This window comes from Serratia proteamaculans, from assembly GCF_013337185.1.
Classification (GTDB): Bacteria; Pseudomonadota; Gammaproteobacteria; order Enterobacterales; family Enterobacteriaceae; genus Serratia; species Serratia proteamaculans_D.
Genome location: NZ_SWDE01000003.1, coordinates 333,032 through 356,504, shown reverse-complemented (window position 1 = coordinate 356,504; position 23,473 = coordinate 333,032). Strand labels below are relative to the sequence as shown.

22 protein-coding genes and 1 other annotated feature are annotated in these 23,473 nt (G+C 54.7%); of the genes, 7 read left to right on the top strand and 15 right to left on the bottom strand.

Features of this window, described 5'->3' with window-relative positions; genetic code table 11:
- Positions 1-161 precede the first annotated feature (161 nt).
- Positions 162-425 carry a 30S ribosomal protein S20 gene (rpsT, locus tag FCL49_RS15245; protein WP_037420676.1) on the top strand — a complete coding sequence of 88 codons (264 nt, stop codon included), beginning with the start codon at positions 162-164 and terminating at the stop codon, positions 423-425.
- Between the two features lie 67 nt (positions 426-492).
- Here the strand turns inward: rpsT and nhaR are convergent, their stop codons facing one another.
- The 4 genes from nhaR to dnaK form a co-directional block, all read right to left on the bottom strand.
- Positions 493-1,392 carry a transcriptional activator NhaR gene (nhaR, locus tag FCL49_RS15240; RefSeq protein WP_004950031.1) on the bottom strand — a complete coding sequence of 300 codons (900 nt, stop codon included), beginning with the start codon at positions 1,390-1,392 and terminating at the stop codon, positions 493-495.
- 199 nt (positions 1,393-1,591) lie between these two features.
- Positions 1,592-2,758: a Na+/H+ antiporter NhaA gene (nhaA, locus tag FCL49_RS15235; RefSeq protein ID WP_174354224.1), complete on the bottom strand. Its 1,167-nt coding sequence runs from the start codon at positions 2,756-2,758 to the stop codon at positions 1,592-1,594.
- Positions 2,759-2,995: 237 nt separating this feature from the next.
- The gene (dnaJ, locus tag FCL49_RS15230) at positions 2,996-4,126 is read right to left on the bottom strand and encodes a molecular chaperone DnaJ (protein ID WP_174354223.1); all 1,131 of its coding nucleotides are present in this window, start codon (positions 4,124-4,126) and stop codon (positions 2,996-2,998) included.
- 106 nt (positions 4,127-4,232) lie between these two features.
- Complete coding sequence (gene dnaK / locus FCL49_RS15225; RefSeq protein WP_012005144.1) at positions 4,233-6,146, bottom strand: molecular chaperone DnaK; 1,914 nt, start codon at positions 6,144-6,146, stop codon at positions 4,233-4,235.
- Positions 6,147-6,470: 324 nt separating this feature from the next.
- On the opposite strand from dnaK, the gene satP reads away from it, so the two are divergent.
- Positions 6,471-7,070: an acetate uptake transporter gene (gene satP / locus FCL49_RS15220; protein ID WP_174354222.1), complete on the top strand. Its 600-nt coding sequence runs from the start codon at positions 6,471-6,473 to the stop codon at positions 7,068-7,070.
- Positions 7,071-7,121: 51 nt separating this feature from the next.
- Here the strand turns inward: satP and FCL49_RS15215 are convergent, their stop codons facing one another.
- The 3 genes from FCL49_RS15215 to tal form a co-directional block, all read right to left on the bottom strand.
- Positions 7,122-8,429 (bottom strand): MFS transporter, encoded by a 1,308-nt coding sequence (locus tag FCL49_RS15215; RefSeq protein ID WP_174354221.1) that lies wholly within the window; start codon positions 8,427-8,429, stop codon positions 7,122-7,124.
- 124 nt (positions 8,430-8,553) lie between these two features.
- On the bottom strand, positions 8,554-9,141 hold the full coding sequence (gene mog, locus FCL49_RS15210; protein ID WP_153858086.1) for a molybdopterin adenylyltransferase: 588 nt from the start codon (positions 9,139-9,141) through the stop codon (positions 8,554-8,556).
- Between the two features lie 150 nt (positions 9,142-9,291).
- Entirely contained in the window at positions 9,292-10,245 is a 954-nt protein-coding gene (tal, locus tag FCL49_RS15205) for a transaldolase (RefSeq protein WP_174354220.1), read from the bottom strand.
- A 381-nt stretch (positions 10,246-10,626) separates the two neighbouring features.
- Between tal and FCL49_RS15200 the strand changes: the two genes are divergently transcribed.
- Together FCL49_RS15200 and yaaA are read left to right on the top strand one after the other, a co-directional pair.
- A complete protein-coding gene (locus FCL49_RS15200; protein WP_174354219.1) occupies positions 10,627-12,051 on the top strand; it encodes an alanine/glycine:cation symporter family protein in 1,425 nt (474 codons plus the stop codon).
- 104 nt (positions 12,052-12,155) lie between these two features.
- Complete coding sequence (gene yaaA, locus FCL49_RS15195) at positions 12,156-12,929, top strand: peroxide stress protein YaaA (protein ID WP_017891555.1); 774 nt, start codon at positions 12,156-12,158, stop codon at positions 12,927-12,929.
- A gap of 61 nt (positions 12,930-12,990) precedes the next feature.
- Here the strand turns inward: yaaA and thrC are convergent, their stop codons facing one another.
- The 5 genes from thrC to FCL49_RS15170 all read right to left on the bottom strand — a co-directional run bounded on the left by thrC (position 12,991) and on the right by FCL49_RS15170 (position 18,724).
- Positions 12,991-14,280 (bottom strand): threonine synthase, encoded by a 1,290-nt coding sequence (gene thrC, locus FCL49_RS15190; protein ID WP_135315051.1) that lies wholly within the window; start codon positions 14,278-14,280, stop codon positions 12,991-12,993.
- A gap of 3 nt (positions 14,281-14,283) precedes the next feature.
- Positions 14,284-15,213: a homoserine kinase gene (gene thrB / locus FCL49_RS15185; protein ID WP_012005136.1), complete on the bottom strand. Its 930-nt coding sequence runs from the start codon at positions 15,211-15,213 to the stop codon at positions 14,284-14,286.
- 1 nt (position 15,214) lies between these two features.
- Positions 15,215-17,674, bottom strand: a complete 2,460-nt coding sequence (gene thrA / locus FCL49_RS15180) for a bifunctional aspartate kinase/homoserine dehydrogenase I (RefSeq protein ID WP_174354218.1) — start codon at positions 17,672-17,674, stop codon at positions 15,215-15,217.
- 25 nt (positions 17,675-17,699) lie between these two features.
- Positions 17,700-17,818, bottom strand: a sequence feature (Thr leader region).
- On the bottom strand, positions 17,757-17,825 hold the full coding sequence (thrL, locus tag FCL49_RS15175; RefSeq protein WP_071998276.1) for a thr operon leader peptide: 69 nt from the start codon (positions 17,823-17,825) through the stop codon (positions 17,757-17,759). (Overlaps the previous feature by 62 nt.)
- 212 nt (positions 17,826-18,037) lie before the next feature.
- Positions 18,038-18,724: a tRNA/rRNA methyltransferase gene (locus tag FCL49_RS15170; protein ID WP_174354217.1), complete on the bottom strand. Its 687-nt coding sequence runs from the start codon at positions 18,722-18,724 to the stop codon at positions 18,038-18,040.
- Between the two features lie 633 nt (positions 18,725-19,357).
- On the opposite strand from FCL49_RS15170, the gene arcA reads away from it, so the two are divergent.
- The gene (arcA, locus tag FCL49_RS15165; protein ID WP_004949989.1) at positions 19,358-20,074 is read left to right on the top strand and encodes a two-component system response regulator ArcA; all 717 of its coding nucleotides are present in this window, start codon (positions 19,358-19,360) and stop codon (positions 20,072-20,074) included.
- Between the two features lie 48 nt (positions 20,075-20,122).
- Here the strand turns inward: arcA and creA are convergent, their stop codons facing one another.
- A complete protein-coding gene (creA, locus tag FCL49_RS15160; protein ID WP_174354216.1) occupies positions 20,123-20,602 on the bottom strand; it encodes a protein CreA in 480 nt (159 codons plus the stop codon).
- A 342-nt stretch (positions 20,603-20,944) separates the two neighbouring features.
- On the opposite strand from creA, the gene robA reads away from it, so the two are divergent.
- A complete protein-coding gene (gene robA, locus FCL49_RS15155; protein ID WP_174354215.1) occupies positions 20,945-21,814 on the top strand; it encodes an MDR efflux pump AcrAB transcriptional activator RobA in 870 nt (289 codons plus the stop codon).
- Here the strand turns inward: robA and gpmB are convergent.
- Positions 21,811-22,458 carry a 2,3-diphosphoglycerate-dependent phosphoglycerate mutase GpmB gene (gene gpmB, locus FCL49_RS15150; RefSeq protein WP_135315045.1) on the bottom strand — a complete coding sequence of 216 codons (648 nt, stop codon included), beginning with the start codon at positions 22,456-22,458 and terminating at the stop codon, positions 21,811-21,813. The two genes, robA and gpmB, sit on opposite strands and share 4 nt — an antisense overlap.
- A 111-nt stretch (positions 22,459-22,569) precedes the next feature.
- Between gpmB and yjjX the strand changes: the two genes are divergently transcribed.
- A complete protein-coding gene (gene yjjX / locus FCL49_RS15145) occupies positions 22,570-23,109 on the top strand; it encodes an inosine/xanthosine triphosphatase (protein WP_174354214.1) in 540 nt (179 codons plus the stop codon).
- An 18-nt stretch (positions 23,110-23,127) separates the two neighbouring features.
- Here yjjX and trpR read toward each other — a convergent pair whose 3' ends face one another.
- The gene (gene trpR / locus FCL49_RS15140) at positions 23,128-23,457 is read right to left on the bottom strand and encodes a trp operon repressor (RefSeq protein ID WP_153858096.1); all 330 of its coding nucleotides are present in this window, start codon (positions 23,455-23,457) and stop codon (positions 23,128-23,130) included.
- Positions 23,458-23,473 lie beyond the last annotated feature (16 nt).

The following is a 23,473-nucleotide window of genomic DNA, read 5'->3' as shown; positions in this document are numbered from 1 at the left end:
CCATGGCCGAAGCTGGTAAAATCCTGCCCCATCACAACGTAGCAAGTGCCGCCAGTACAAACGGCGCTTATTTGCACAAATCCGTTGACAAACGAAGTCTAAAAGGGGATATTCCTCGGCCTTCGAATTGTCCTCAATAGAATATATTTGGGAGTTGGACCTTGGCTAATATCAAATCAGCTAAGAAGCGCGCCGTACAGTCTGAGAAGCGTCGTAAGCATAACGCTAGCGGCCGCTCAATGATGCGTACCTACATCAAGAAAGTAGAAGTTGCTATCGCAACTGGCGACAAAGAAGCTGCAAAAAATGCATTCCTCGTAATGCAACCAATCGTGGACCGCAAGGCAGCTAAAGGCCTGATCCACAAAAACAAAGCTGCACGCCATAAGTCAAACCTGACTGCGCGTATCAACGCAATGCAATAAGCATTACGTTGTCAGCTTGATAAAAAAACCGGCTCAGGCCGGTTTTTTTACGTCTGCAATACCCGGTCTAGTAAGCAAACAATGCAGAGAAGTCCTTGTTGCACACCCGCTGTACCGCCGGATGCTGGATCATGCGCTCGGCAAAGATGATGTAGTACTCTTCCTGCACGCTATCAATACGCCCAATCTCCACCACGTCATCATCGTTATAGGTATCCTGCGCATACAGCGTCGGCGCAACGAAGATCGCGTTGTGGTACATGCCAAAAGTTTTCATCAGGGCCGCATCATCAAACTCGCCCAGGATCTCCACCTGAATGCCCTGGGTGTTAAACCAGTTCAACAGTTTACGGCCCAACATCGAACGTCGACCCGGGATCAGCAGTTTTCGCTGTTCCAGGCAGGCGGGGAATGGCAGATCCGGTGCCGGTTGGCGGCAGAAGAAGCTGATGCCGCATTCACCCAGCTTGAGCGAAAACAGCCCTTCCTGCTGGCTGGAGTCCACCGGGCAGTCTGACAGGATCATATCGAGCTTATGCTGGCTGAGCTGCTCCAGCAACATCTCGTGCGTCGACTCAAAGCACCGCAGGTGAATTTGCTCATTATCCACCACTACCGCTGTCTCCAGCACCTGGCTCACCAAACGTTTGGACAGCGCATCCGCTACTCCGACGTCAAACAGCAGATTGGATTCCTTGCGGTAATTAACGATATCCAGCATTTCCTGGCTGAGCATAAACATCTTGTCGGCATAGCGAAAAACCAGTTGCCCCAATTCGGATGGCACCAGCCCACGCCCCTGACGTTTGAACAGCTTGCCGTCCAAACGCTCCTCCAGCGCTTTGATCTGGCCGGTGATGGTCTGCGGTGTCAGAAACAAGGCTTCGGCAGCGCCGACCACCGAACCTTCCTTGCAGACCTGCCAGAAGTAGTAAAGGTGATTAAAGTTGATATGCGACATCCTCACGAGGTGCTCTCCTTAACATTTCGTTATGGCAAAACTGCGGCCGTAACGAGCGACTAATGTCCTTTCCCTGTTTCAGACAACCTGTTGCTGCATTCGTCCCAAACAGAACGGCCGGAGCTGCGCATATTTTATCCTGCGCAGCTCCGACCAGCTATTGTATTGTAGTGAGTCCCCACGAACAGGGGATCCCCTAAAAGGGTTATCTGACTCGCGGTAACGACATGCGTAACAGACCGTACCCGACTACCGCCGCCGTGGTAGAGCCAATCAGGATCCCCAGCCGCGAATAGGTGCTCAGAACAACATCCGCATCGCCAAAGGCCAGCGAAGCGATAAATATCGACATGGTAAAACCAATACCACAGAGCACGGAAACGGCAAACACCTGTTTGAAACCAATTCCTTCAGGCAGCTTGGCAATGCCCAGTTTCACTGCCAGCAGGCTAAAGGTGAAGATGCCCAACGGCTTACCGATAAACAGACCGGCTGCAATGCCCACTGGCAACAGAGAGGTCAGCCCGCTCAGTGACACGCCTTGTAATGAAACCCCGGCATTGGCAAAGGCAAACAGCGGCAGTATCAGGAACGCCACCCACGGATGCAGTTCATGCTCCAGCGTCTCTGACGGCGACGGCCCTTTCTTCACGTTCAGCGGGATCATAAAACCGATAATGACCCCAGCCAGCGTCGCATGGACCCCGGACTTGAGGATAGCCACCCACAATACCAGGCCGACAATCATATACAGCGAGGTTTTGCCCACGCCGCGCCAGTTCATAAACGCCAGCACGGCGATGGAGGCTGCCGCCACGCCCAATGCCACCATCGAGACTTCATGGGTATAGAACAGCGCGATAATCACGATGACGCCCAGGTCATCGATAATCGCCAGCGCCAACAGGAACACCTTCAGGCTGGTCGGCACGCGGTTACCCAACAGCGCCATCACCCCGAGGGCAAAGGCAATATCGGTCGCTGCCGGGATTGCCCATCCCTGACGAGCAACCTCGTCCGCACCGTTGAACATCAGGTAAATCAATGCCGGTGCCAGCATGCCGCCCAGTGCGGCAATCGCCGGGAACACCGCCTTGTCGCGCCCGGCCAATGACCCTTGCATCAGCTCACGCTTGACCTCCAGGCCGACCACCAGGAAAAAGATCGCCATCAGGCCGTCGTTAATCCACAGCAGCAACGGCTTGGCAATCTCCAGTGAGGACACTTTCACCATCACCGGTAAATTGAGGAAGGCGTGATAAATCCCCTGGGCTGGGGTATTGGCCATGATCAACGCGATAATCGCGGCTACGATCAGGATGATGCCGCCCGCGGCTTCCTGACGTAAAAATTGACGAATGATGTTGGTCACAATACATCTCTCCAGAGCAGCGCAAGGCACAGACGGCCCTGCAGACAAAGTAATGGAATGAGTATAGACGGCGAATCACTTCGATAAAATACGTTTATAAATGCTTAAAGCATCGATAAAACCGATCTATAAGCGATATATATCACACTTTAACCAGGGGTATTAGCGGACGTTCAGCAATAAAAAAACCCCGGTTTTGACGCCGGGGTTATGCAGTACGCTAACAGAAACAGGAGTTTAGCGCGTCAGGTCGTCAAAAAACTTTTTCACCCCGTCGAAGAAGCTCTTCGAACGCGGGCTGTTTTTGTCACCGGAAGGGCCACCCAGGCTCTCCTCCAGTTCCTTCAGCAATTGCTTCTGTTTGTCGTTCAGGTTAACCGGGGTTTCTACTACCACACGGCACAGCAGGTCGCCCTGGCTGCCACCACGAACCGATTTAACACCCTTGCCGCGCATGCGGAACAGTTTTCCGGTCTGAGTCTCTGCCGGCACTTTCAGCTTCACACGGCCATCCAGCGTCGGGACTTCAATCTCGCCGCCCAATGCCGCCATCGCGAAGTTAATCGGCACTTCACAGTACAGGTTATTACCTTCGCGCTCGAAGATAGGGTGCGCTTTCACCTGAACCTGAACGTACAGATCGCCTGCCGGCGCGCCGTGCTCACCCGCTTCACCCTCACCCGCCAGGCGGATGCGGTCACCGGTATCAACGCCGGCCGGGATTTTCACCGACAGCGTTTTGGCTTTCTCTACCCGGCCGTGGCCGTGGCAGCTATTGCATGGGTCTTTGATGATCTGACCACGACCATGACAGTGCGGACAGGCCTGCTGCACGGTAAAGAAGCCCTGGCGCATCTGCACCTGGCCCTGCCCGTGACAGGTTGGACAGGTCACCGGCGAGCTGCCCGGCTTCGCGCCGCTGCCGTGGCAAACGCCACACTCTTCCAGCGTCGGGATGCGGATCTCTTTGGTCACGCCACGAACCGCTTCCTCGAGGGACAGCTCCATGTTGTAGCGCAGATCGGAACCGCGGCTGGCGCGCTGACGGCGGCCACCACCGAAGATGTCGCCAAAGACGTCGCCAAAGATATCGCTGAACTCGGCACCGCCGCCACCAAACCCGCCGCCGCCGCCCATACCGCCCTGTTCAAAGGCCGCATGGCCGTATTGATCGTAGGCCGCACGTTTTTGATCGTCGGTCAGGATTTCGTAGGCTTCCTTGATCTCTTTAAACCTGGCTTCGGCGTCTTGTTCCTGGTTGCGGTCAGGGTGGAATTTCATCGCCAGACGTTTATACGCCTTTTTGATCTCACGTTCTTCCGCCGTCTTGGAGACGCCGAGAATCTCGTAATAGTCTTTCTTCGCCATTATTTCTGTAACCCTTAACATGCGTGCACGGGCGTAGAGTTGCCTCGACGCCCGTGCTGGTTTGCGGTAACGGCCTCTCGACCGTTCCGTGCCCGCTTAAGGGCGATTATTTTTTGTCTTTAACTTCTTCGAACTCAGCGTCAACCACGTCGTCGTCTTTCTGCGCCGCGTTGTCAGCACCGGCATCAGCACCTTGCTGAGCCTGCTGCGCCTGAGCCATTTCCAGCAGCTTGCCGGAAACCTGCACCAGAGCCTGGGTCTTCGCTTCGATCTCGGCTTTATCTTCGCCTTTAACCGCCACTTCCAGATCTTTCAGCGCCGCTTCGATAGCCGTTTTGTCTTCCGCCGGCAGTTTATCGCCCGCTTCTTCCAGCTGCTTACGGGTGCCGTGGATCAGGTGGTCGGCCTGGTTACGGGTCTGCACCAGCTCTTCGAACTTACGGTCCGCTTCGGCGTTCACTTCGGCATCACGCACCATTTTCTGGATTTCTTCTTCGTTCAGACCAGAAGAAGCCTTGATGGTGATTTTCTGCTCACGGCCAGTATTCTTGTCTTTGGCAGACACGTGCAGAATACCGTCGGCGTCGATGTCGAAGGTTACTTCGATCTGCGCCATACCGCGTGCAGCAGCCTGGATGCCGTCCAGGTTGAACTGGCCCAGTGACTTGTTATCGTTAGCGCGTTTACGCTCACCCTGCAGCACATGGATGGTTACCGCAGACTGGTTGTCTTCAGCGGTAGAGAACACCTGGCTGTGCTTGGTCGGGATAGTGGTGTTTTTGGTGATCAGCGGAGTCATCACGCTGCCCATGGTTTCGATACCCAGCGACAGCGGGGTAACGTCCAGCAGCAGAACGTCCTTCACATCACCGGCCAACACGCCGCCCTGTACCGCAGCACCCACCGCAACGGCTTCGTCCGGGTTAACGTCTTTACGCGGTTCTTTACCGAAGAAGTCAGCAACTTTCTTCTGAACCATTGGCATACGGGTCTGGCCACCCACCAGGATCACGTCCTGAATGTCGGAAACCGACAGGCCTGCGTCTTTCAGAGCGACTTTCAGCGGCTCGATAGAACGCGCAACCAGATCTTCAACCAGCGACTCGAGTTTTGCACGGGTCACTTTGATGTTCATGTGTTTTGGACCGCTCGCATCTGCAGTGATGTACGGCAGGTTAACGTCGGTCTGCTGAGCGGAAGACAGTTCAATCTTCGCCTTCTCAGCGGCTTCTTTCAGACGCTGCATCGCCAACGGATCGTTGCGCAGATCGAAACCTTGTTCTTTCTTGAACTCTTCCACCAGGTAGTTGATCAGGCGGCTGTCGAAGTCTTCACCACCCAGGTGGGTATCACCGTTGGTTGCCAGAACTTCGAAGGTTTTTTCGCCGTCAACTTCGTCGATTTCGATGATAGAGATATCGAAAGTACCGCCACCCAGGTCATAAACCGCGATGGTACGGTTGCCGACTTCTTTGTCCAGGCCGTAAGCCAGGGCCGCAGCGGTCGGTTCGTTGATGATACGTTTTACTTCCAGACCTGCGATACGGCCGGCGTCTTTGGTCGCCTGACGCTGTGCATCGTTGAAGTAGGCAGGTACGGTGATAACCGCTTCAGTTACTGGTTCACCCAGGTAATCTTCCGCCGTTTTCTTCATTTTCTTCAACACTTCAGCAGAGATCTGCGGAGGTGCTACACGCTGGCCTTTCACTTCAACCCATGCGTCGCCGTTATCAGCAGCCACAATTTTGTACGGCATGATGTCTTTATCACGCTGCGCTTCTTCATCCTGGAAGCGACGGCCAATCAGGCGCTTAATCGCAAACAGGGTGTTTTGTGGGTTGGTAACAGCCTGACGCTTAGCAGGTTGGCCAACCAGAATTTCACCATCCTGGGTATATGCGATGATCGAAGGTGTTGTACGGTCGCCTTCGCTGTTCTCCAGCACGCGCGCTTTACCACCATCCATAATTGCTACACAAGAGTTGGTAGTACCCAGGTCGATACCAATAATTTTGCCCATCTAAACGTCTCCACTAATAAATTCATATTCGGTCAGGTTGCTAACCTATATGTGGGCAATTTTTTGTTTTTCAACTGCCCAACATTTCAGTCTTAGCCGCGGTCAGCAACTGCGGTTGCAAATAAGATGGGGTCATACAAGCGAGCATCAAGGGGCAGGACAAAAAAAATTTCTTTTTTATCGTCACTCAGATCATTGTTTCCTGTTCTGGGGATCATTATGATGCCGCGCGCTCTGATGGAAGTTATCAACTTTTCGGCCATTCAGACCATATATGAATTTACTTCACTATTTTCGTTAATTTTCTGTTATTGCAGAGGACTTATGCACACCAACAAGTTGGCGAATCCCGGCCCTCTCGGCCTGATGGGCTTCGGGATGACCACCGTCTTGCTGAACCTGCACAACGCGGGCTTTTTCCCATTGAACTCCGCCATTATCAGCATGGGGATTTTCTTCGGTGGACTGGCCCAGATTATGGCCGGCCTGCTGGAATACAAGAAAGGCAACACCTTCGGCATGACGGCCTTTATCTCTTACGGCAGCTTCTGGCTGAGCCTGGTCGGGTTGCTGTTGCTGCCGCGTCTGGGTCTGGCTGAACCGACCGACGCCGGCGTACTGGGTATCTACCTGGCACTGTGGGGCGTCTTCACGCTGTTCATGTTCTTCGGCACTCTGCGCGCCAACCGCGTGCTGCAGTTCGTATTCGGCAGCCTGACGCTGCTGTTCGCCCTGCTGGCCATCGGTAACATCACCGGCAACCATGCGCTGCTGAACTTTGCCGGCTACGAAGGCATTATCTGCGGTGCCAGCGCCATCTATCTGGCCATGGCAGAAGTGCTCAACGAGCAGTACGGCCGCACAGTGCTGCCGATTGGCGAGCCAAAAGTCGACAATGTGGAACCTATTCGGGCAGTGGCATAAACGTCATTGGCCTGAAACAAGAAGCCCTGCGGTTGATTGCAGGGCTTTTTTTTAGCTGTAGGAACCGGCGCGCTGTGCCCTGGTTTCGCTGTTTAGATCGCGATGCAGGTAAATCCCCAGCAGCAGTCCTATGCCCGATAACGCCAATACATAGTAAGCGGGTGCTAACGGGGTTAACTTCATGATCAATGTCACAAATATTGGGGTTAAACCGCCAAAAATGGCGTATGCGACATTGTATGAGAACGAAATACCGGTAAATCGTACTTCCGCCGGGAAAGCCCGTACCATCACGTACGGCACCGCCCCCACAATTCCCACGCTGAAGCCCACCAGCGCATAGCAGGCGAACAACATTTCCGGGTGTTCACCCACCGTCCGATAAAATAACCAACTGCAACCGGCCAGCAGCAGGCTGCCGACGATAAAGGTTTTACTGGCGCCAAAGCGATCCGCCGACAACCCGGCGATGATGCAACCGGCAATCAGCATGATGGTGGCGATGCTATTGGCCTGCAACGATAACGCCGGAGCGATGCCAAACTGTTTTTGCAGATAGGTCGGAGTCATCAGGATCACCACCACAATACCGGCGGACAGCAGCCAGGTCAGCAGCATCGACACCACCACTTCCTTACGATGATTGAGCACCACCGCTTTCAGCGGCAGCTCCTCCGCCAGGGCTTTACGCGCCTGCATTTCGAGGAAGATGGGTGTTTCCTGCAGCCAGCGGCGCAGGTACATCGCCACCAGGCCGAAAATGCCGCCAAGCAGGAACGGGATACGCCAGCCACCGTCAATGATGGTCTGTTGACTGAGCGTAGTGTTGACAACCGTCGCCACCAGCGAGCCCAGCAGGATGCCGACGGTCAGGCCGGCAGTCAGCGTGCCGCAGGCAAAACCGATGCGCCGACGCGGCACGTGTTCAGCAACAAACACCCAGGCCCCCGGCACCTCGCCGCCGATCGCCGCCCCTTGCAGCACACGCATCAGCAGCAGCAACAGCGGTGCGGCAATACCGATGCTGGCATAGGTCGGTAACAGGCCCATCGCCAGCGTCGGCAACGCCATCAGCAAAATACTCAGGCTGAACATTTTTTTGCGGCCGACCAGATCGCCGAAGTGCGCCATCACGATGCCGCCCAGCGGGCGGGCCAGATAACCGGCGGCAAAAATGCCGAAGGTTTGCACCTGACGTAGCCATTCCGGCATATCCGCCGGGAAAAACAGCTCGCCCATCACCGCCGCAAAGAAGACAAAAATGATGAAATCATAGAACTCCAGCGCACCGCCAAGGGCAGCTAACGTCAGAGTTTTGTAGTCTTGCCGGTTTAACCGGCGATTATTATCGTGAGGCATAGGGTACCGTCGGAGGAAACTGTGAAAATAAAAGCCATCGGCTTTCTGTAAACGAATCCTTACTATAACGGCAAATTATTTTCACACCAGATCGGCTAGCGCTTATCTCACAAAAGGCTGAAATTTAGAGGTTTATCTCGCGACGCGCATTCTTCGGGCGAAATGCTGCTACCACTGCCGCCTCGGTTTCCACATAGGGCCCCTCAAGCAACTGTATGCAGTACGGCACGCTGGCGAAGATGCCATGCACCACCACCTTGCCCTGCTCGTCCTTAACCCCTTCCAGCGTTTCCTTGATCGACTTGGGCTGCCCCGGCAGGTTGATGATCAATGCCTGCTTGCGGATTGCCCCCACCTGACGTGAAAGAATGGCCGTTGGCACATAGTGTAGGCTGATTTGACGCATTTGCTCGCCGAAGCCGGGCATCACGCGATCGGCAATCGCCAGCGTGGCGTCAGGTGTCACGTCGCGGCGCGCGGGGCCGGTACCTCCGGTGGTCAGCACCAGATGGCAGCCCATTTCATCCACCAGCTCACACAGGGTTTGTTCGATCAACGTCTGCTCATCGGGGATCAGGCGGGTTTCCAGCTTAAACGGAGTGGTCAGCGCGCCAGTCAGCCATTCCTCCAGCGCCGGGATGCCCTTGTCCTGGTAAACGCCGCCGGAAGCGCGGTCAGAAACAGAAACCAAACCAATACGTAATATGTCCATGCGTAACCTCTACAGCCTGATGGGGTTCGGACGGGTTCGCTTCCCGCCCTATTTTCAATCTTGAGAGTATAAAGTGTCTGCCTGCCTGCGGGATCTGCAAGCATAAAAAAAGGCGGCCTAAGCCACCTTTTTCTGCGCTGATTGCCGGAATTACAGCAGGTCGGCGATCATTTTTTCCAGCTTGCCCTGGTCTACGGCAAACTTGCGGATACCGTCGGTCAGTTTCTCAACGGCCATTGGATCCTGGTTGTGCTGCCAGTAGAACTCAGGCTCGGTCAAAGCGGCAGGACGCACTTGCACTTCGCCGGTGTAGGCCAGTTTACGCTCCAGCGTGCCTTCGCTCTCTGCCAGCTCTTTCAGCAGTGCAGGCGCGATGGTCAGGCGGTCACAACCGGCCAGTTCGATGATTTCGCCGACGTTACGGAAGCTGGCGCCCATCACCACGGTTTTGAAACCGTGTTGTTTGTAATACTGGTAGATCTCGGTAACGGAAACCACACCTGGATCTTCGTTTGGCGCGAACTCTTTCTTGTCGCCATTGGCTTTGTACCAGTCGAGGATACGGCCAACAAACGGAGAAATCAGGTAAACGCCGGCTTCGGCACAGGCGCGAGCCTGGGCAAAGGAGAACAGCAGCGTCAGGTTACAGTTGATGCCTTCTTTTTCCAGCTGTTCCGCCGCGCGGATACCCTGCCAGGTAGAGGCCAGTTTGATCAGGATGCGATCGTTGCTGATGCCGGCATCGTTGTACAGTTTGATCAGGCGCTTGGCCTTGGCAACGCTGGCGACGGTGTCGTAGGACAGACGCGCGTCCACTTCGGTGGAAATGCGGCCTGGAACCAGCTTCAGGATTTCCAGACCAATATTAACGGCCAGCTTGTCGGCGGCATCGGCGATCTGCTGTTCGCGATCGCTGCTCTGCTCGCGTGCCCAGGCAATGGCTTCGTCAATCAGTTTGCGGTATTCAGGAATTTGGGCTGCATTGAGGATCAGCGAAGGGTTGGTCGTAGCATCTTGCGGTTGATACAGCTTCATAGCCGCGATATCGCCCGTATCTGCAACCACGGTAGTCAGTTGGCGCAGGGAAGTTAATTTATCGGTCATGTTGGCATTATCTCATCGTGTGTGCATGAACTTTTGGCATCGTTCAACCATGCCCTGCCCTGATAATAACATGCGCAAGGCCCGGTGCAAGGCTGGAAAATCACGCCCCGGCGGTGCTGGTTTTATCCTTGAGCGAGCAACCGTTTACGCTGCTATCTTTCGTCATTCCCGAGCTGATGAAAAGGCAATAACGTGCTATCGCTTGAATAAATTATGTTAAATTCGCGAAAATTAATGCAATAGGTTTCGAAATCTGAGAAAAGTCTCAATTGCTCGGAACCGGGCTGATTTCAGCTAAGCTCTTGTAAAAACTCAGTCAATATATTTTCACCCGCGGTGGATATGGCGCGGTGCGCAACAAATTTCAACAAGGAGGGATCCGTGACGGACCTGATAAACTTTATAAATAATATTCTGTGGGGTTCGGTACTGATTTATTTGCTGCTCGGTACCGGCATTTATTTCACCCTGCGCACGCGTTTTATCCAGGTTCGCCATTTCGGCCACATGTTCTCGCTGCTGAAAAACAGCAACAAGAGCGACAGCGCTGGCATCTCCTCCTTTCAAGCCTTGTGCACCACCCTCGCCGCTCGCGTCGGTACCGGTAACCTGACCGGCGTGGCCATTGCCCTCACCGCCGGTGGCCCCGGTGCCATCTTCTGGATGTGGGTAGTGGCCTTTATCGGCATGGCCACCTCCTTTGTCGAAAGCAGCCTGGCACAGCTCTACAAAACCAAAGATGACCGGGGTAACTACCGCGGCGGCCCGGCCTATTATATGGAGAAAGGGCTGGGCATGCGCTGGATGGGCGTGCTGTTCTCTATCTTCCTGATCATCGCCTTCGGCCTGGTGTTCAACGCCGTACAGGCCAACTCTATCGCCCAGGCTTCCGCCGTCGCCTTCCACGCGAAACCGCTGTATGTCGGTCTCGGCCTGGTGGTCCTGAGCGGTATCGTGATCTTTGGCGGTATTCGTTCCGTGGCTCGCGTTGCCGAGCTGGTGGTGCCAGTGATGGCTGCAGCTTATTTACTGCTGGCCCTGTGGGTGATTGGCCATAACATTGAGCATATGCCGGCGATCCTCTCGCTAGTGGTTAAAAGCGCCTTCGGGTTGCAGGAAGCGGCGGCCGGTGCCGTCGGCTACGGCATTTCACAGGCGATGACTCAGGGCGTGCAGCGCGGCCTGTTCTCCAACGAAGCCGGTATGGGCTCTGCGCCCAATGCCGCGGCCTCCGCCTCACCTTACCCACCGCATCCGGCCTCGCAGGGCTACGTACAGATGCTCGGTGTGTTTGTCGACACTATCGTGATTTGCAGCGCAACCGCCGCCATTATTCTGTCTTCGGGCGTATTGGATCAGCCGGTAGACAACATCAGCGGTATCGACATGACCCAGCGTGCGCTGTCCGCAGCCGTCGGCAGCTGGGGCTCGCCCTTTGTCGCCATCGCCATTTTCTTCTTCGCCTTTACCTCGATTATCGCCAACTACGCCTATGCCGAAAGCAATCTGGTGTTCCTGGAGCGCAACCACCCGGCCGGCCTGCTGATTTTCCGTTGCGCCGCACTGGGTATGGTGATGTTTGGTGCGCTGGCCGAACTGCCGGTGGTATGGAAAATGGCCGATACCTCTATGGCTTTGATGGCCATCACCAACCTGACGGCGATCCTGCTGCTGTCACGCGTGGCACTGAAATTGGCTAACGATTACCACCGTCAGCGAACGCTGGGAAGATTGCCCACTTTTGACGCCAACCGCTTCCCCGAGCTGAAATCCCAGCTTGAACCAGGCGTGTGGGACAAAAATTAATTTTTGCGGGCGCGTCAGACACGCGCCCTGCCTATCAGACCCATTGACCCTTTTTCCCGCGCTTTTTGCTACAGTAGCGGTTCTTGGAAAAACAGGATCTGGCCATGCTCGTTATTATTTCACCTGCAAAAACTCTTGATTACGAAAGCCCACTGGCAACCGAACGCTTCACCCAGCCGGAACTGCTGGATAAATCGAAGCAGCTGATCAAAATCTGCCGCGATCTGACGCCGGTACAAATCTCCAAGCTGATGGGCATCAGCGATAAACTGGCCGGCCTGAACGCCGCTCGCTTTGGCGACTGGCAACCGAAATTCACCCCGGACAATGCCCGCCAGGCCCTGCTGGCGTTTAAAGGCGACGTTTATACCGGCCTGCACGCGCAGGATTTCAGCGAAGATGACTTTGATTTCGCCCAACAGCATCTGCGTATGCTGTCCGGGCTGTACGGCGTGCTGCGCCCGCTTGATCTGATGATGCCTTACCGTCTGGAGATGGGCATCAAGCTGGACAATGCCAAGGGCAAGGATTTGTACAGTTTCTGGGGTGAGCAAATCACCAAAAAACTCAATGAAGCGCTGGAGCAACAGGGTGACGATGTGGTGGTCAACCTGGCTTCCGACGAATACTTCAAATCGGTGAAACCGGCCAAACTGCACGGCGAGCTGATTAAACCGGTGTTCCTCGACGAGAAAAACGGTAAATACAAAGTGATCAGCTTCTACGCCAAGAAAGCGCGTGGACTGATGAGCCGCTTTATCATCAAAAATCGCCTGACGCAGCGCGAACAACTGCTTGATTTCAATCTGGAAGGCTACGCATTTGACGAAGCCAACTCCCAAGGCAACGAACTGGTGTTCAAACGCCCCGAGCAGTAATCGCCCGCCCATAAAAAAAGCCGTCGCAATGACGGCTTTTTGCTTTATGTGGCCATGAGGATCAGGCTGGCAACGCCATCAGGAACTTACGCAGTTCGCCAAAGCCGGCGGGCAGATTGTGCGACAACAGCGGCAAATCAGCACGCAGTGCCAGCGCCTTCGGCAGTGGCAATTCCTGGCCGAGAATTTCCTCGACGCTCTCTTTGAACTTGGCCGGATGTGCAGTGCCGAGGAACAGACCAAACTCCCCTTCCTGCAACTGGTCACGCAACGCGCGGTAAGCAATCGCCGCGTGCGGCTCGGAGAGATAACCCAGCTTCGCCAGCTCACGCATAGTGTCTTTGGTGGTTTCGTCACTGACAGTGGCATGGCCCAACTCTTTCAACTGCCAGATCTTACGACGGAACAGCTCTTCGACCCGTGGCCAGTTGTTCGGCTGGCTGACGTCCATCGCATTGGACAGCGTAGCCACCGTGGCATGAGGCTGCCACTGACCGTTAGTCAGGAAGCGCGGCACGGTGTCGTTGGCATTGGTCGCGGCGATAAAACGCTTCACCGGCAGGCCCAGTGACTTGGCCAGCAGCCCGGCGGTCAGATCGCCGAAGTTGCCGCTGGGCACTGAAATCACCAACTGGTTGCGTGCTTCCTGTGGCAACTGCGCTACCGCTTCGAAGTAATAACAAATCTGCGCCAGCAGGCGGCTGATGTTAATCGAGTTGGCTGAGTTCAGGTGCAGAGCTTCTTTCAATTCCTGATCGTCAAATGCCTGCTTCACCAACGCCTGGCAGGCGTCAAAATCGCCGTCAATCGCCACGGTATGGATGTTGCCACCCAGGGTGCAGAACAGTTTTTCCTGCAGCGGACTGATTTTGCCCTGTGGATACAGGATCACTACGCGCACATTCTTCAGACCGTAGAATGCATGGGCCACCGCCGCACCGGTATCACCGGAGGTCGCGGTCAGGATAGTGACCGGCTGATCGCCCGCCACTTCCGCCAGCATCTGCGCCATAAAGCGGCCGCCAAAGTCTTTAAACGCCAGCGTTGGGCCGTGGAACAGCTCCAGGCAGGCGATGTCATCTTCCACTTGCGCTACCGGGGCCGGAAACTCAAAGGCCGCCGCCACGCGCTTATGCAATGCTTCTTCAGAAACTTCATCGCCAATAAATGCCGACAGGATACGGCTGCTGCGCGTGACAAAATCCTGTTCCAGCAGATGGTCGATTTCGGTCAATTCAAACTCTGGCAGATCCAGCGGGAAAAACAGCCCTTGCTGTTTGCCCAGGCCCTGTTTGATCGCCTGTGTGAAGCTGACCTGCTCGTTATGATCCTTAAGGTTGTACAGTTTCATGCGTTATCCCAGTAGTCGTGCGCCTGCGGTATCCAGGCGGCAAATATGAACAAAACCTTCGTCGTTTTGCAGATAGTGATTAGTCAGCCAGTCGGCCATACGTTGCGCCGTTGCGCCGTCATCACAGACGGCGAACAGCGTCGGGCCGGAACCGGAAATACCGCAAGCCAGGGCACCGATATCCTGAGCGGCTTTGCGTGCGTCGGCAAAACCCGGCAACAGGCGGGTGCGGTACGGCTCGGCAATCACGTCCTGCATCAGCTTGGCGGCCAGGCGCGGTTGTTGGGTATGGCAGGCATGGATAAAGCCCGCCAGATAGCGACCGTGGCTGATACAGTCCTGACGACGATACTGCGCGGGCAGGATCGCACGCGCTTCGGCGGTGGATACCTTGATGCCCGGGTAGGCCATCACCCACAGCCAGTCTTTAAAGCATGGCACTTCCTGGCTGATGAAGCCTTCTTCTTCCAACATCAACTGCAGGCCGCCGAGATAGCAAGGCGCCACGTTATCGTAATGCACGCTACCGGAGATGCGACCTTCCAGCTCGCCCATCAGGCCCAGCAGCGTCATTTTATCCAGCGGGCGGTTGCAGAACTCATTCATCGCCATCAACCCGGCGACCACCGAGCAGGCACTGGATCCCAGTCCTGAACCGATCGGCATATTTTTCTCGAGTCGCATCGCCACCGGGATCTGCTGACCGATTTCCTGGCAGAAGCGCTCCCAGCATTGGTAAACGATGTTCTCTTTCGGATCGTCCGGCAGCTTACTGACGAAGCGACCGGCATTTTGCAAACTGAACGTTTCGGCGGCCTCTACACTGACGCAGTCGCCCAGCAAGGTCCCGTCGATCGGCGACACCGCTGCACCCAGAACGTCGAAACCGACGCTGACGTTACCAATTGAGGCCGGTGCATACACCTTAACCATATTAAACTCCCAACTTCCATGACAGTGTGCGCAACAGGTCGGCAAATACCCCTGCGGCGGTCACATCGTTACCGGCACCGTAGCCACGCAGCACCAGCGGCAATGGCTGATAGTAGCGGCTGTAGAAAGCCAAGGCGTTCTCGCCGTTCTTCACTTTATACAACGGATCGTTGCCGTCTACCGCATCTATACGCACCTGGCAGCGACCATTTTCGATCGCTCCGACATAGCGCAATACCTTACCCTGTTCGGTGGCATTGGCCACGTTGCGGGCGTACTCCTTATCCAGCTCCGGCAGGCGCGCCATAAAGGTTTCAACGTCACCGGAAGCGTCAAAGGAAGGTGGCAGCACCGACTCAACCTCAATGTCCGCCAGTTCCAGTTTGTAACCCGCCTCACGTGCCAGGATCAACAGCTTGCGCGCCACATCCATACCGGAAAGGTCATCACGCGGATCCGGCTCGGTATAGCCCTTGGCTTTGGCCTCTAGGGTCGCGGCCGACAGCGACATACCCTCATCGAGCTTACCGAAAATAAACGACAGCGAACCGGACAGAATGCCTGAGAAGCGCGTCAGCTCGTCACCGGCGTTCAGCAGGTTTTGCAGGTTCTCGATAACCGGTAACCCCGCACCGACGTTGGTGTCGTACAGGAACTTGCGGCGCGAACCGGCCGCGGCGGTGCGCAGTTGTTGGTAGTAGTTCATCGACGAAGTGTTGGCCTTTTTGTTCGGCGTCACCACGTGGAAACCGTCGGCCAGGAAATCGGCGTATTGATCGGCCACCGCCTGGCTGGAGGTGCAATCGACAATCACCGGATTGAGCAGGTGATACTCCTTCACCAGGCGGATCAGACGCCCGAGGTTGAACGGCTCCTGCGCGCCGGCCAGTTCATCACGCCAACTGTCCAGCGAGATACCGTGTATGTTGGTCAGCATGGCGCGTGAATTGGCAATGCCGCACACCCGCAGGTCGATATGCTTTTGCTTCAGCCATGGCTGCTGACGGTAGATCTGTTCGATCAACGCACCGCCGACGCCGCCAACGCCGATAACAAACACCTCAATCACCTGATCGGTGTTGAACAGCATCTGGTGGCAGACGCGAACCCCGGTGGTGGCGGAATCGTTGCTGACCACCACCGAGATGGAACGTTCGGAGGAACCCTGGGCAATAGCGACAATGTTGATGTTGGCGCGCGCCAGGGCGGAGAAGAAGCTGGCTGAAATACCGCGCAGGGTACGCATGCCATCGCCGACGACCGAGATAATCGCCAACTGCTCCATTACGTCCAGCGGTTCCAGCAGACCATCTTTCAATTCCAGATAAAACTCGTCTTCCAGTGCGCGACGGGCACGCTGCAACTCACTCTGCGGCACGCAGAAGCTGATGCTGTATTCGGAAGAGGACTGGGTGATCAACACCACCGAGATACCGGTGCGTGACATCACGGCAAACACGCGCGCCGCCATGCCGATCATGCCCTTCATCCCTGGGCCAGAGACGTTGATCATCGCCATGTTATTGAGATTGGTGATGCCCTTTACCGGCGTATCGGTATCCAGATTTTCGCCACCAATCAGCGTGCCAGGGGCCTGCGGGTTGGCGGTATTTTTGATCAGGCAAGGGATTTGGAACTGGGCAATAGGCGCGATAGTACGGGGGTGAAGCACGCTGGCACCGAAATAGGAAAGCTCCATAGCTTCCTGATACGACATCGATTTCAACAGTCTGGCGTCAGGCACGGTGCGAGGATCGCAAGTATAAACGCCATCGACATCGGTCCAGATCTCACAACAGTCGGCGCGTAGGCAGGCAGCCAGTACCGCAGCAGAGTAATCGGAGCCATTACGGCCCAGCACCACCAGTTCCCCTTTGTCATTACCGGCGGTGAATCCGGCCATCAGCACGATGTGATCTGCCGGGATCGCTGCAGCGGCGATGCGCAGTGTGGACTCGGCAATGTCTACCGTGGACTCCAGGTAATGCCCCTGCGCCAGCAGTTTCTCCACTGGGTTTATCACCGTAACCGGGAAGCCTTTGGCGCGAAACACTCCTTCCATGATGGCGATGGAGAGCTTCTCACCGCGACAGATGATAGCCGCGTTCACGCTGTCCGGGCATTGCCCCAGCAGCGCAACGCCATGCAGTACCTGTTTGAGCTGGGAAAACTCCTGGTCCACCAGCGTCTTGAGACGATCGTATTCAAAGCCGGGCAACGCCTGTGCCAGGCCACTCAGCAGATCGGCAAAGATGCGCTCTGCATCGCTCATATTTGGCAGAATGTCCTGCCCCGCTACCGTTTTATCAATCATCGCCACCAGGTGGTTGGTGATTTTAGCCGGAGCGGACAAGACCGTGGCCACCTGTCCCTGACGTGCGTTACTTTCCATGATGTCGGCGACGCGCAGAAAACGTTCTGCATTCGCTACCGAGGTTCCGCCAAATTTCAGCACTCGCATTTCTTGTCTCTCCCGAATTTAAGCCGAAAAAAAAGCCCGCACTGGTTAGGTGCGGGCTTTTTTCTTTTGTTTCCTGTACGCGTCAGCCCGCCCCGTTACCTGTGGTATCGGTGGTGGTAATAATTGTTGTGTTCAGGCTGATATTTCGCATTTTTTCTGTCTGTCTCATTAAATACTCTGTCCCCTCTATTGGTTAAAGCAATCGCTATCCCAAGTCAAATTATTTCTTGTTTTTGCTTGTTTATTACCCAAAGCAGCAACTGGGCAATGCGACAGTCGAAAAGCCAAATGACAGGATAAAAAGACAGACAGGCGGCAATTTTGCAGTGGATCACACTGCCTAATTAGCCTTGTTTGCGGGTATCACTTTGTCAGTTTTTTTTCGATGTCGTGTAGCAAAGTATGCAACATTGCCGTATCGCGCTGCTGCAAAGTGCCGAGCCGCTGATGCAGCCAGTCGCGTAATTTTTGATCGTCGCCCACACCCAATGCACCCAGCAAACCCTCGGCACGCTGACGCAGTGCTTTAAGCTGGCCCTCATTAGCCACTGGCTCCTGCGGTGCGCTAACGTTCATCAGTTCCGACAATTGATAGCAATACACCATCACCGCCTGGCCGAGATTCAACGAAGGGTAATCGGCCTGCATCGGCACACCGGTCAATAGATCCGCCAGTTCCAGCTCTTCATTGGTCAGGCCGGAATCTTCACGGCCAAACACCAACGCTGCCTGCCCCACCCACTGACTGCGCTCACTCAACTGACCCAGCAGTTGCTGCGGCGTACAGTAATAATGAAAACGCGCGCGACTGCGGGCGGTGGTGGCAACGGTGAAATCCACGTCCGCCAGCGCCTGCTCGAGAGTGGCGAAAGTCTGCACGCCGTCGAGGATATCCCCCGCCCCATGAGCCACCCAGCGAGCCGCCGGCTGCAGGTGCGCTTCGCTGTCGACAATGCGCAACGAAGTGAAACCCATGGTTTTCATTGCCCGCGCCGCAGCGCCGACGTTTTCCGGCCGCGCCGGAGCCACTAAAACAATATGAAGCTGCATCAATACTCCACTAAATGAGAGATCGCGTATTTTTGACTGTTTGGGATAGTCTGATTATATTTACATCTGCGCAACAATAATCCCAAGACTGAGGGTAGACAGGGCTAAATAGGTTATTGACCCGATAAATTGCGCGTAATACATATTATTGCTACTTATGTTTTACTGCGCTTATTAATCAAAGCGTTAAAAGAAGACTTTTTTCAATAAGCCAATAATTCTACCTCATTAGGCGCTTCAATGCTGAATCGAACACAGAATTTAGGCTTCTGTGACTTAAGCTGGCATTTCTGTAAGTGTTTTTCACAAAACTGTTAACGTGCTACAATTGAATTTGATATATGTCAACAAACCTTAGTTTTGTTGGGTGATGAATTCGGTGCGCACTGTTATATTGCTGTTAATACGGTTAGGATATGCACCGTTTTGGCACCTTTGGGGATGTAAGGAATAGCGCCCCAACCAAGCTAGCGATCTTGTTGACATGGGATGGAAAGTGCATCAAGAACGAGTTTACGTACTTTAGTCATTGGGTAGCAGGGAACGTGAGCGCTAATCTCTGCCCTCCGCTATGAAAACAAAGACTTCTGTACTTCCTATTTTCTATTTTGTTGGCAATTTTAGGTAGCATATATGCAGACCCCGCACATTCTGATTGTCGAAGACGAGTTAGTCACTCGTAACACCCTGAAGAGCATTTTCGAGGCGGAAGGCTACGTTGTTCATGAAGCCAATGATGGTGCAGAAATGCACAACATCCTGTCTGAAAATGATATCAATCTGGTTATCATGGACATCAATCTGCCAGGCAAAAATGGCCTGCTGCTGGCGCGTGAATTGCGCGAACAGGCCAGCGTTGCGCTGATGTTCCTGACCGGCCGTGATAACGAAGTTGACAAGATCCTCGGCCTGGAAATCGGCGCCGATGATTACATCACCAAGCCATTTAATCCACGTGAACTGACCATTCGCGCGCGCAACCTGCTGTCACGCACCATGAATCTGGGCAGCGTCGGCGAAGAACGTCGCCTGGTTGAAAGCTATAAGTTCAACGGTTGGGAGCTGGACATCAACAGCCGCTCACTGATCAGCCCTGCGGGCGAGCAATACAAACTGCCACGCAGTGAATTCCGCGCCATGCTGCACTTCTGCGAAAACCCGGGCAAGATCCAATCCCGTGGCGAACTGCTGAAGAAGATGACCGGCCGTGAGCTGAAGCCGCATGACCGCACCGTGGACGTGACCATCCGTCGCATCCGCAAGCACTTCGAATCAACGCCGGACACGCCGGAAATCATCGCGACTATTCACGGTGAAGGCTACCGTTTCTGCGGCGATCTGGAAGAGTAAGCCCTCCTCCCGCGTTAAAATATTTGGGGTTCCGCAGAACCCCAAATCTTATTTTGCCTCACCCCAGGGGATGATCGGCACGGCGCTCAGCGCATTTTTCGGTGAACCATCCACCACACGGTCTGAATAGCTAAGATAAATCAATGCATTGCGGGTAGCATCGTAGAAACGCACCACCTGCAGTTTCTTGAACACCAGCGATGTTCGCTTCTGGAACACTACCGTCCCTTCCGCCTTACCATTTTTGATTTTATCGTTCAGCTCAATCGGCCCAACCTGCTGGCAGGAAATGGCAGCATCCGCAGTATCTTCCGCTAATCCCAACCCGCCTTTGATGCCACCGGTTTTTGCCCGGCTGATATAACAAGTTACATTTTTAACATCAGGATCGTCGAACGCTTCCACCACAATTTTATGGTCCGGACCAAAGAGTTTAAATACCGTATCAACCGACCCAACCTGTTCTGCCTGCGCACTATTTACCGTTGCGCAAACTAAACAAAACAAAAATAACCATCCTTTTTTCATTCACTTAACTCCAATAGGCTAAATCCTAAAAATGGGTGCCGGCAATCAATATTGTTTATGTTTTAGGTCACAGAAAAAGGATCTTTCTGGTCCGCACCCGTCTTTTTAGCACAGAGCGTGAAAAAAATCTTTGAGAGTCTCGGAGGAAAAAAATTGCTATTATGCGGCGTCGTTATATCTTTGCGCCCGTTTAAGGTGTGCCCCTGTCCAACCCTTGCTCAACAGCGGCAAGAGGCAAAGAGTGCTACGCAAAATGGCTCATGGATTGGTCTGATAGCGCAAGCACCAGCGTAATGAATAAACAGTTCGGGTTCCTACCCTAAAGCTCTACGAGGAAGATCTATGGATCAAGCCGGTATTATTCGTGATCTGCTTAGCTGGCTGGAAAGCCATTTGGACCAACCTTTGTCACTGGACAATGTAGCGGCCAAAGCAGGTTACTCTAAATGGCATTTACAACGGATGTTTAAAGATATTACCGGTAACGCCATCGGCGCTTATATCCGGGCAAGGAGATTATCCAAGGCTGCGGTAGCACTGCGTTTAACCAGCCGACCTATTCTGGATATAGCCTTACAGTATCGCTTCGACTCGCAGCAGACATTTACCCGCGCATTTAAAAAACAGTTTGCGCAAACGCCGGCACTGTATCGCCGTGCGGAAGACTGGAACTCATTCGGTATTTGTCCGCCAATCCGCCTGGGTGCCTTTACTCTGCCGCAGCCAGAATTTATAACCATGCCGGAACAGCAGCTGATTGGCCTGACACAAAGCTATTCCTGTACGCTGGAGCAAATCTCACACTGTCGTACCGAATTGCGATCGCAGTTTTGGCGCCAGTATCTGGGCGAAGCGGACTCGTTGCCGCCGGTGTTGTACGGGCTGCACCATTCGCGTCCGAGTCAGGAAAAGGATGACGAGCAGGAAGTGCTGTATACCACTGCGCTGGAACCGCATCACGTACCGGCGAAAATTCAGGCCGGACAGCCGCTGGTTCTGCAAGGTGGCGAGTATGCGATGTTCAGCTATGAAGGCCCGGCCTCTGGCCTGCAGGACTTTATTCTGACCGTGTATGGTACCTGCCTGCCGGCGCTCAAACTCACGCGCCGTAAAGGGCACGACATTGAGCGCTTTTATCCCAAGGGTGACCGCCGGCCACCCCAACCGCCGACCGAGATCAACTGCGACTATTTGATCCCGATCCGCCGTTAACGCTGCAGTTCATCCAGCGCGGGCGTGTCCAGATGCGTGACATCGCCCGCCGTTTCGACGATCCAGCCGGAAGCCAACCAGGGGCTCTGCTGATGATCGACTCGCGACAGTGAACAGTTGCGTAAACGCAGACGGCGCTCGGCATAGGCCGGTAGCCCGAGCACGGTACTGATCAGACAGCCTAAAGCGATACCATGGCTGACAATCAGCGGTTTGCTACCCTCGGGTAACATCAGGCAACTTTCCAGTGCCTCACGCATCCGGTCGCCCAGTTCGCTCATGGATTCCCCCTGAGGGATGCGGCCATCGGCAGTACCATCGACCATCTGCTTGCGCCACTGTTCTTCCTGCGGCGTCAGGCTGTCGATTAAGCGCTCTTCCAGCACCCCCATATGCAACTCACGCAAACGTGGATCGTTTATCACCTCGCAACCGCAAGCCTCTGCGATGATTTGCGCAGTGCGACGGGTACGCCCCAGATCGCTGGTAATCACGTGCGTGATGCCTTGTTTGCTGACCCGCTGGGCAACCAGGCGAGCCTGATGTTCACCGTTAGCGGTTAACGGGCTGTCCGACTGACCCTGGATGCGGCGAGCCGCATTCCATTGAGTTTCGCCATGGCGAACGAGGTATACCTGTAACATTTTGCTTTTCCGTTATACTGCGTGAAACCTGAGTTTATCGTCGTCAGATGCCGCTTGCGCAAGCGTCTGACGTATTGAATAGGCTCTTAGCTTAAGGATGCCAAACCCGTTATGTATCATGTTGTCGCTGCAACTACCAACCCGGCAAAGATCAAGGCTATTCAACTGGCCTTTGAGGACACTTTTGGCCAGGACCAATGCCGCATTGAATCGGTCGACGTCGCCAGTGGCGTTTCACTGCAACCCATAGGTAATCACGAAACCCGCACCGGTGCACGCCAGCGTGTTATGGAAGCACGACAGGTACGCCCGGAAGCCGACTTTTGGGTCGGCGTGGAGGCAGGAATCGAAGAGAATATGACTTTCGCCTGGATGACGGTGGAAAACCCGAATACCCGGGGCGAGTCGCGCTCTGCCAGCCTGATGCTGCCAGAGACGATTTTACAGGGAATTCGCGCCGGCCGCGAATTGGGCAGTGAAATGGCAACCATCACCGGCAATGCCGAAGTGAAACGCCAGGGTGGCGCTATCGGTATCTTTACCGATGGGCGATTGAGCCGCACCAGCGTTTACCATCAGGCTCTACTGCTGGCGCTGGTCCCTTTCCACAATCCGATCTACCAGAACCACAACAACGCGCCGCAAAAATAAGCTCTGCCGGGCGCGGTGCTACGGTGCCTCGCCCAGCAACTGCTGTTCCAGCCACTGCTTTAATGCCGGGGTCGCTGCCTTCAGGCTGTTTGAACCGCGAGTGATGGTGGCAATCCCCGCCCCCAGTTCGTTCTTCAGCTCACGTTGGCTCATCTCACCGCGCATCAATTCCTGGATAATCCGTACCCTGGTGCCTAAAGCCGTACGTTCGTCCGGCGTCAACAACAGTTGCATCAGCGGTTGATGCAGATCCTGGGCAAACGAATTCTGCAGCAGCGCAACAAAGCGCAGCCAATCCTCATTACCTTGTTCTGAAAGAGCCGGGTCGTTAAGCGATAATTGCGTCATGGCAAGCCACCATACT

Bases quoted from the DNA above. Each gene is read 5' to 3' on its own strand.
- dnaJ (WP_174354223.1), bottom strand. From the start codon at position 4,126: ATGGCGAAGAAAGACTATTACGAGATTCTCGGCGTCTCCAAGACGGCG.
- dnaK (WP_012005144.1), bottom strand. From the start codon at position 6,146: ATGGGCAAAATTATTGGTATCGACCTGGGTACTACCAACTCTTGTGTA.
- satP (WP_174354222.1), top strand. From the start codon at position 6,471: ATGCACACCAACAAGTTGGCGAATCCCGGCCCTCTCGGCCTGATGGGC.
- FCL49_RS15215 (WP_174354221.1), bottom strand. From the start codon at position 8,429: ATGCCTCACGATAATAATCGCCGGTTAAACCGGCAAGACTACAAAACT.
- mog (WP_153858086.1), bottom strand. From the start codon at position 9,141: ATGGACATATTACGTATTGGTTTGGTTTCTGTTTCTGACCGCGCTTCC.
- tal (WP_174354220.1), bottom strand. From the start codon at position 10,245: ATGACCGATAAATTAACTTCCCTGCGCCAACTGACTACCGTGGTTGCA.
- yaaA (WP_017891555.1), top strand. From the start codon at position 12,156: ATGCTCGTTATTATTTCACCTGCAAAAACTCTTGATTACGAAAGCCCA.
- thrC (WP_135315051.1), bottom strand. From the start codon at position 14,280: ATGAAACTGTACAACCTTAAGGATCATAACGAGCAGGTCAGCTTCACA.
- thrB (WP_012005136.1), bottom strand. From the start codon at position 15,213: ATGGTTAAGGTGTATGCACCGGCCTCAATTGGTAACGTCAGCGTCGGT.
- thrA (WP_174354218.1), bottom strand. From the start codon at position 17,674: ATGCGAGTGCTGAAATTTGGCGGAACCTCGGTAGCGAATGCAGAACGT.
- FCL49_RS15170 (WP_174354217.1), bottom strand. From the start codon at position 18,724: ATGCAGCTTCATATTGTTTTAGTGGCTCCGGCGCGGCCGGAAAACGTC.
- arcA (WP_004949989.1), top strand. From the start codon at position 19,358: ATGCAGACCCCGCACATTCTGATTGTCGAAGACGAGTTAGTCACTCGT.
- creA (WP_174354216.1), bottom strand. From the start codon at position 20,602: ATGAAAAAAGGATGGTTATTTTTGTTTTGTTTAGTTTGCGCAACGGTA.
- robA (WP_174354215.1), top strand. From the start codon at position 20,945: ATGGATCAAGCCGGTATTATTCGTGATCTGCTTAGCTGGCTGGAAAGC.
- gpmB (WP_135315045.1), bottom strand. From the start codon at position 22,458: ATGTTACAGGTATACCTCGTTCGCCATGGCGAAACTCAATGGAATGCG.
- yjjX (WP_174354214.1), top strand. From the start codon at position 22,570: ATGTATCATGTTGTCGCTGCAACTACCAACCCGGCAAAGATCAAGGCT.
- trpR (WP_153858096.1), bottom strand. From the start codon at position 23,457: ATGACGCAATTATCGCTTAACGACCCGGCTCTTTCAGAACAAGGTAAT.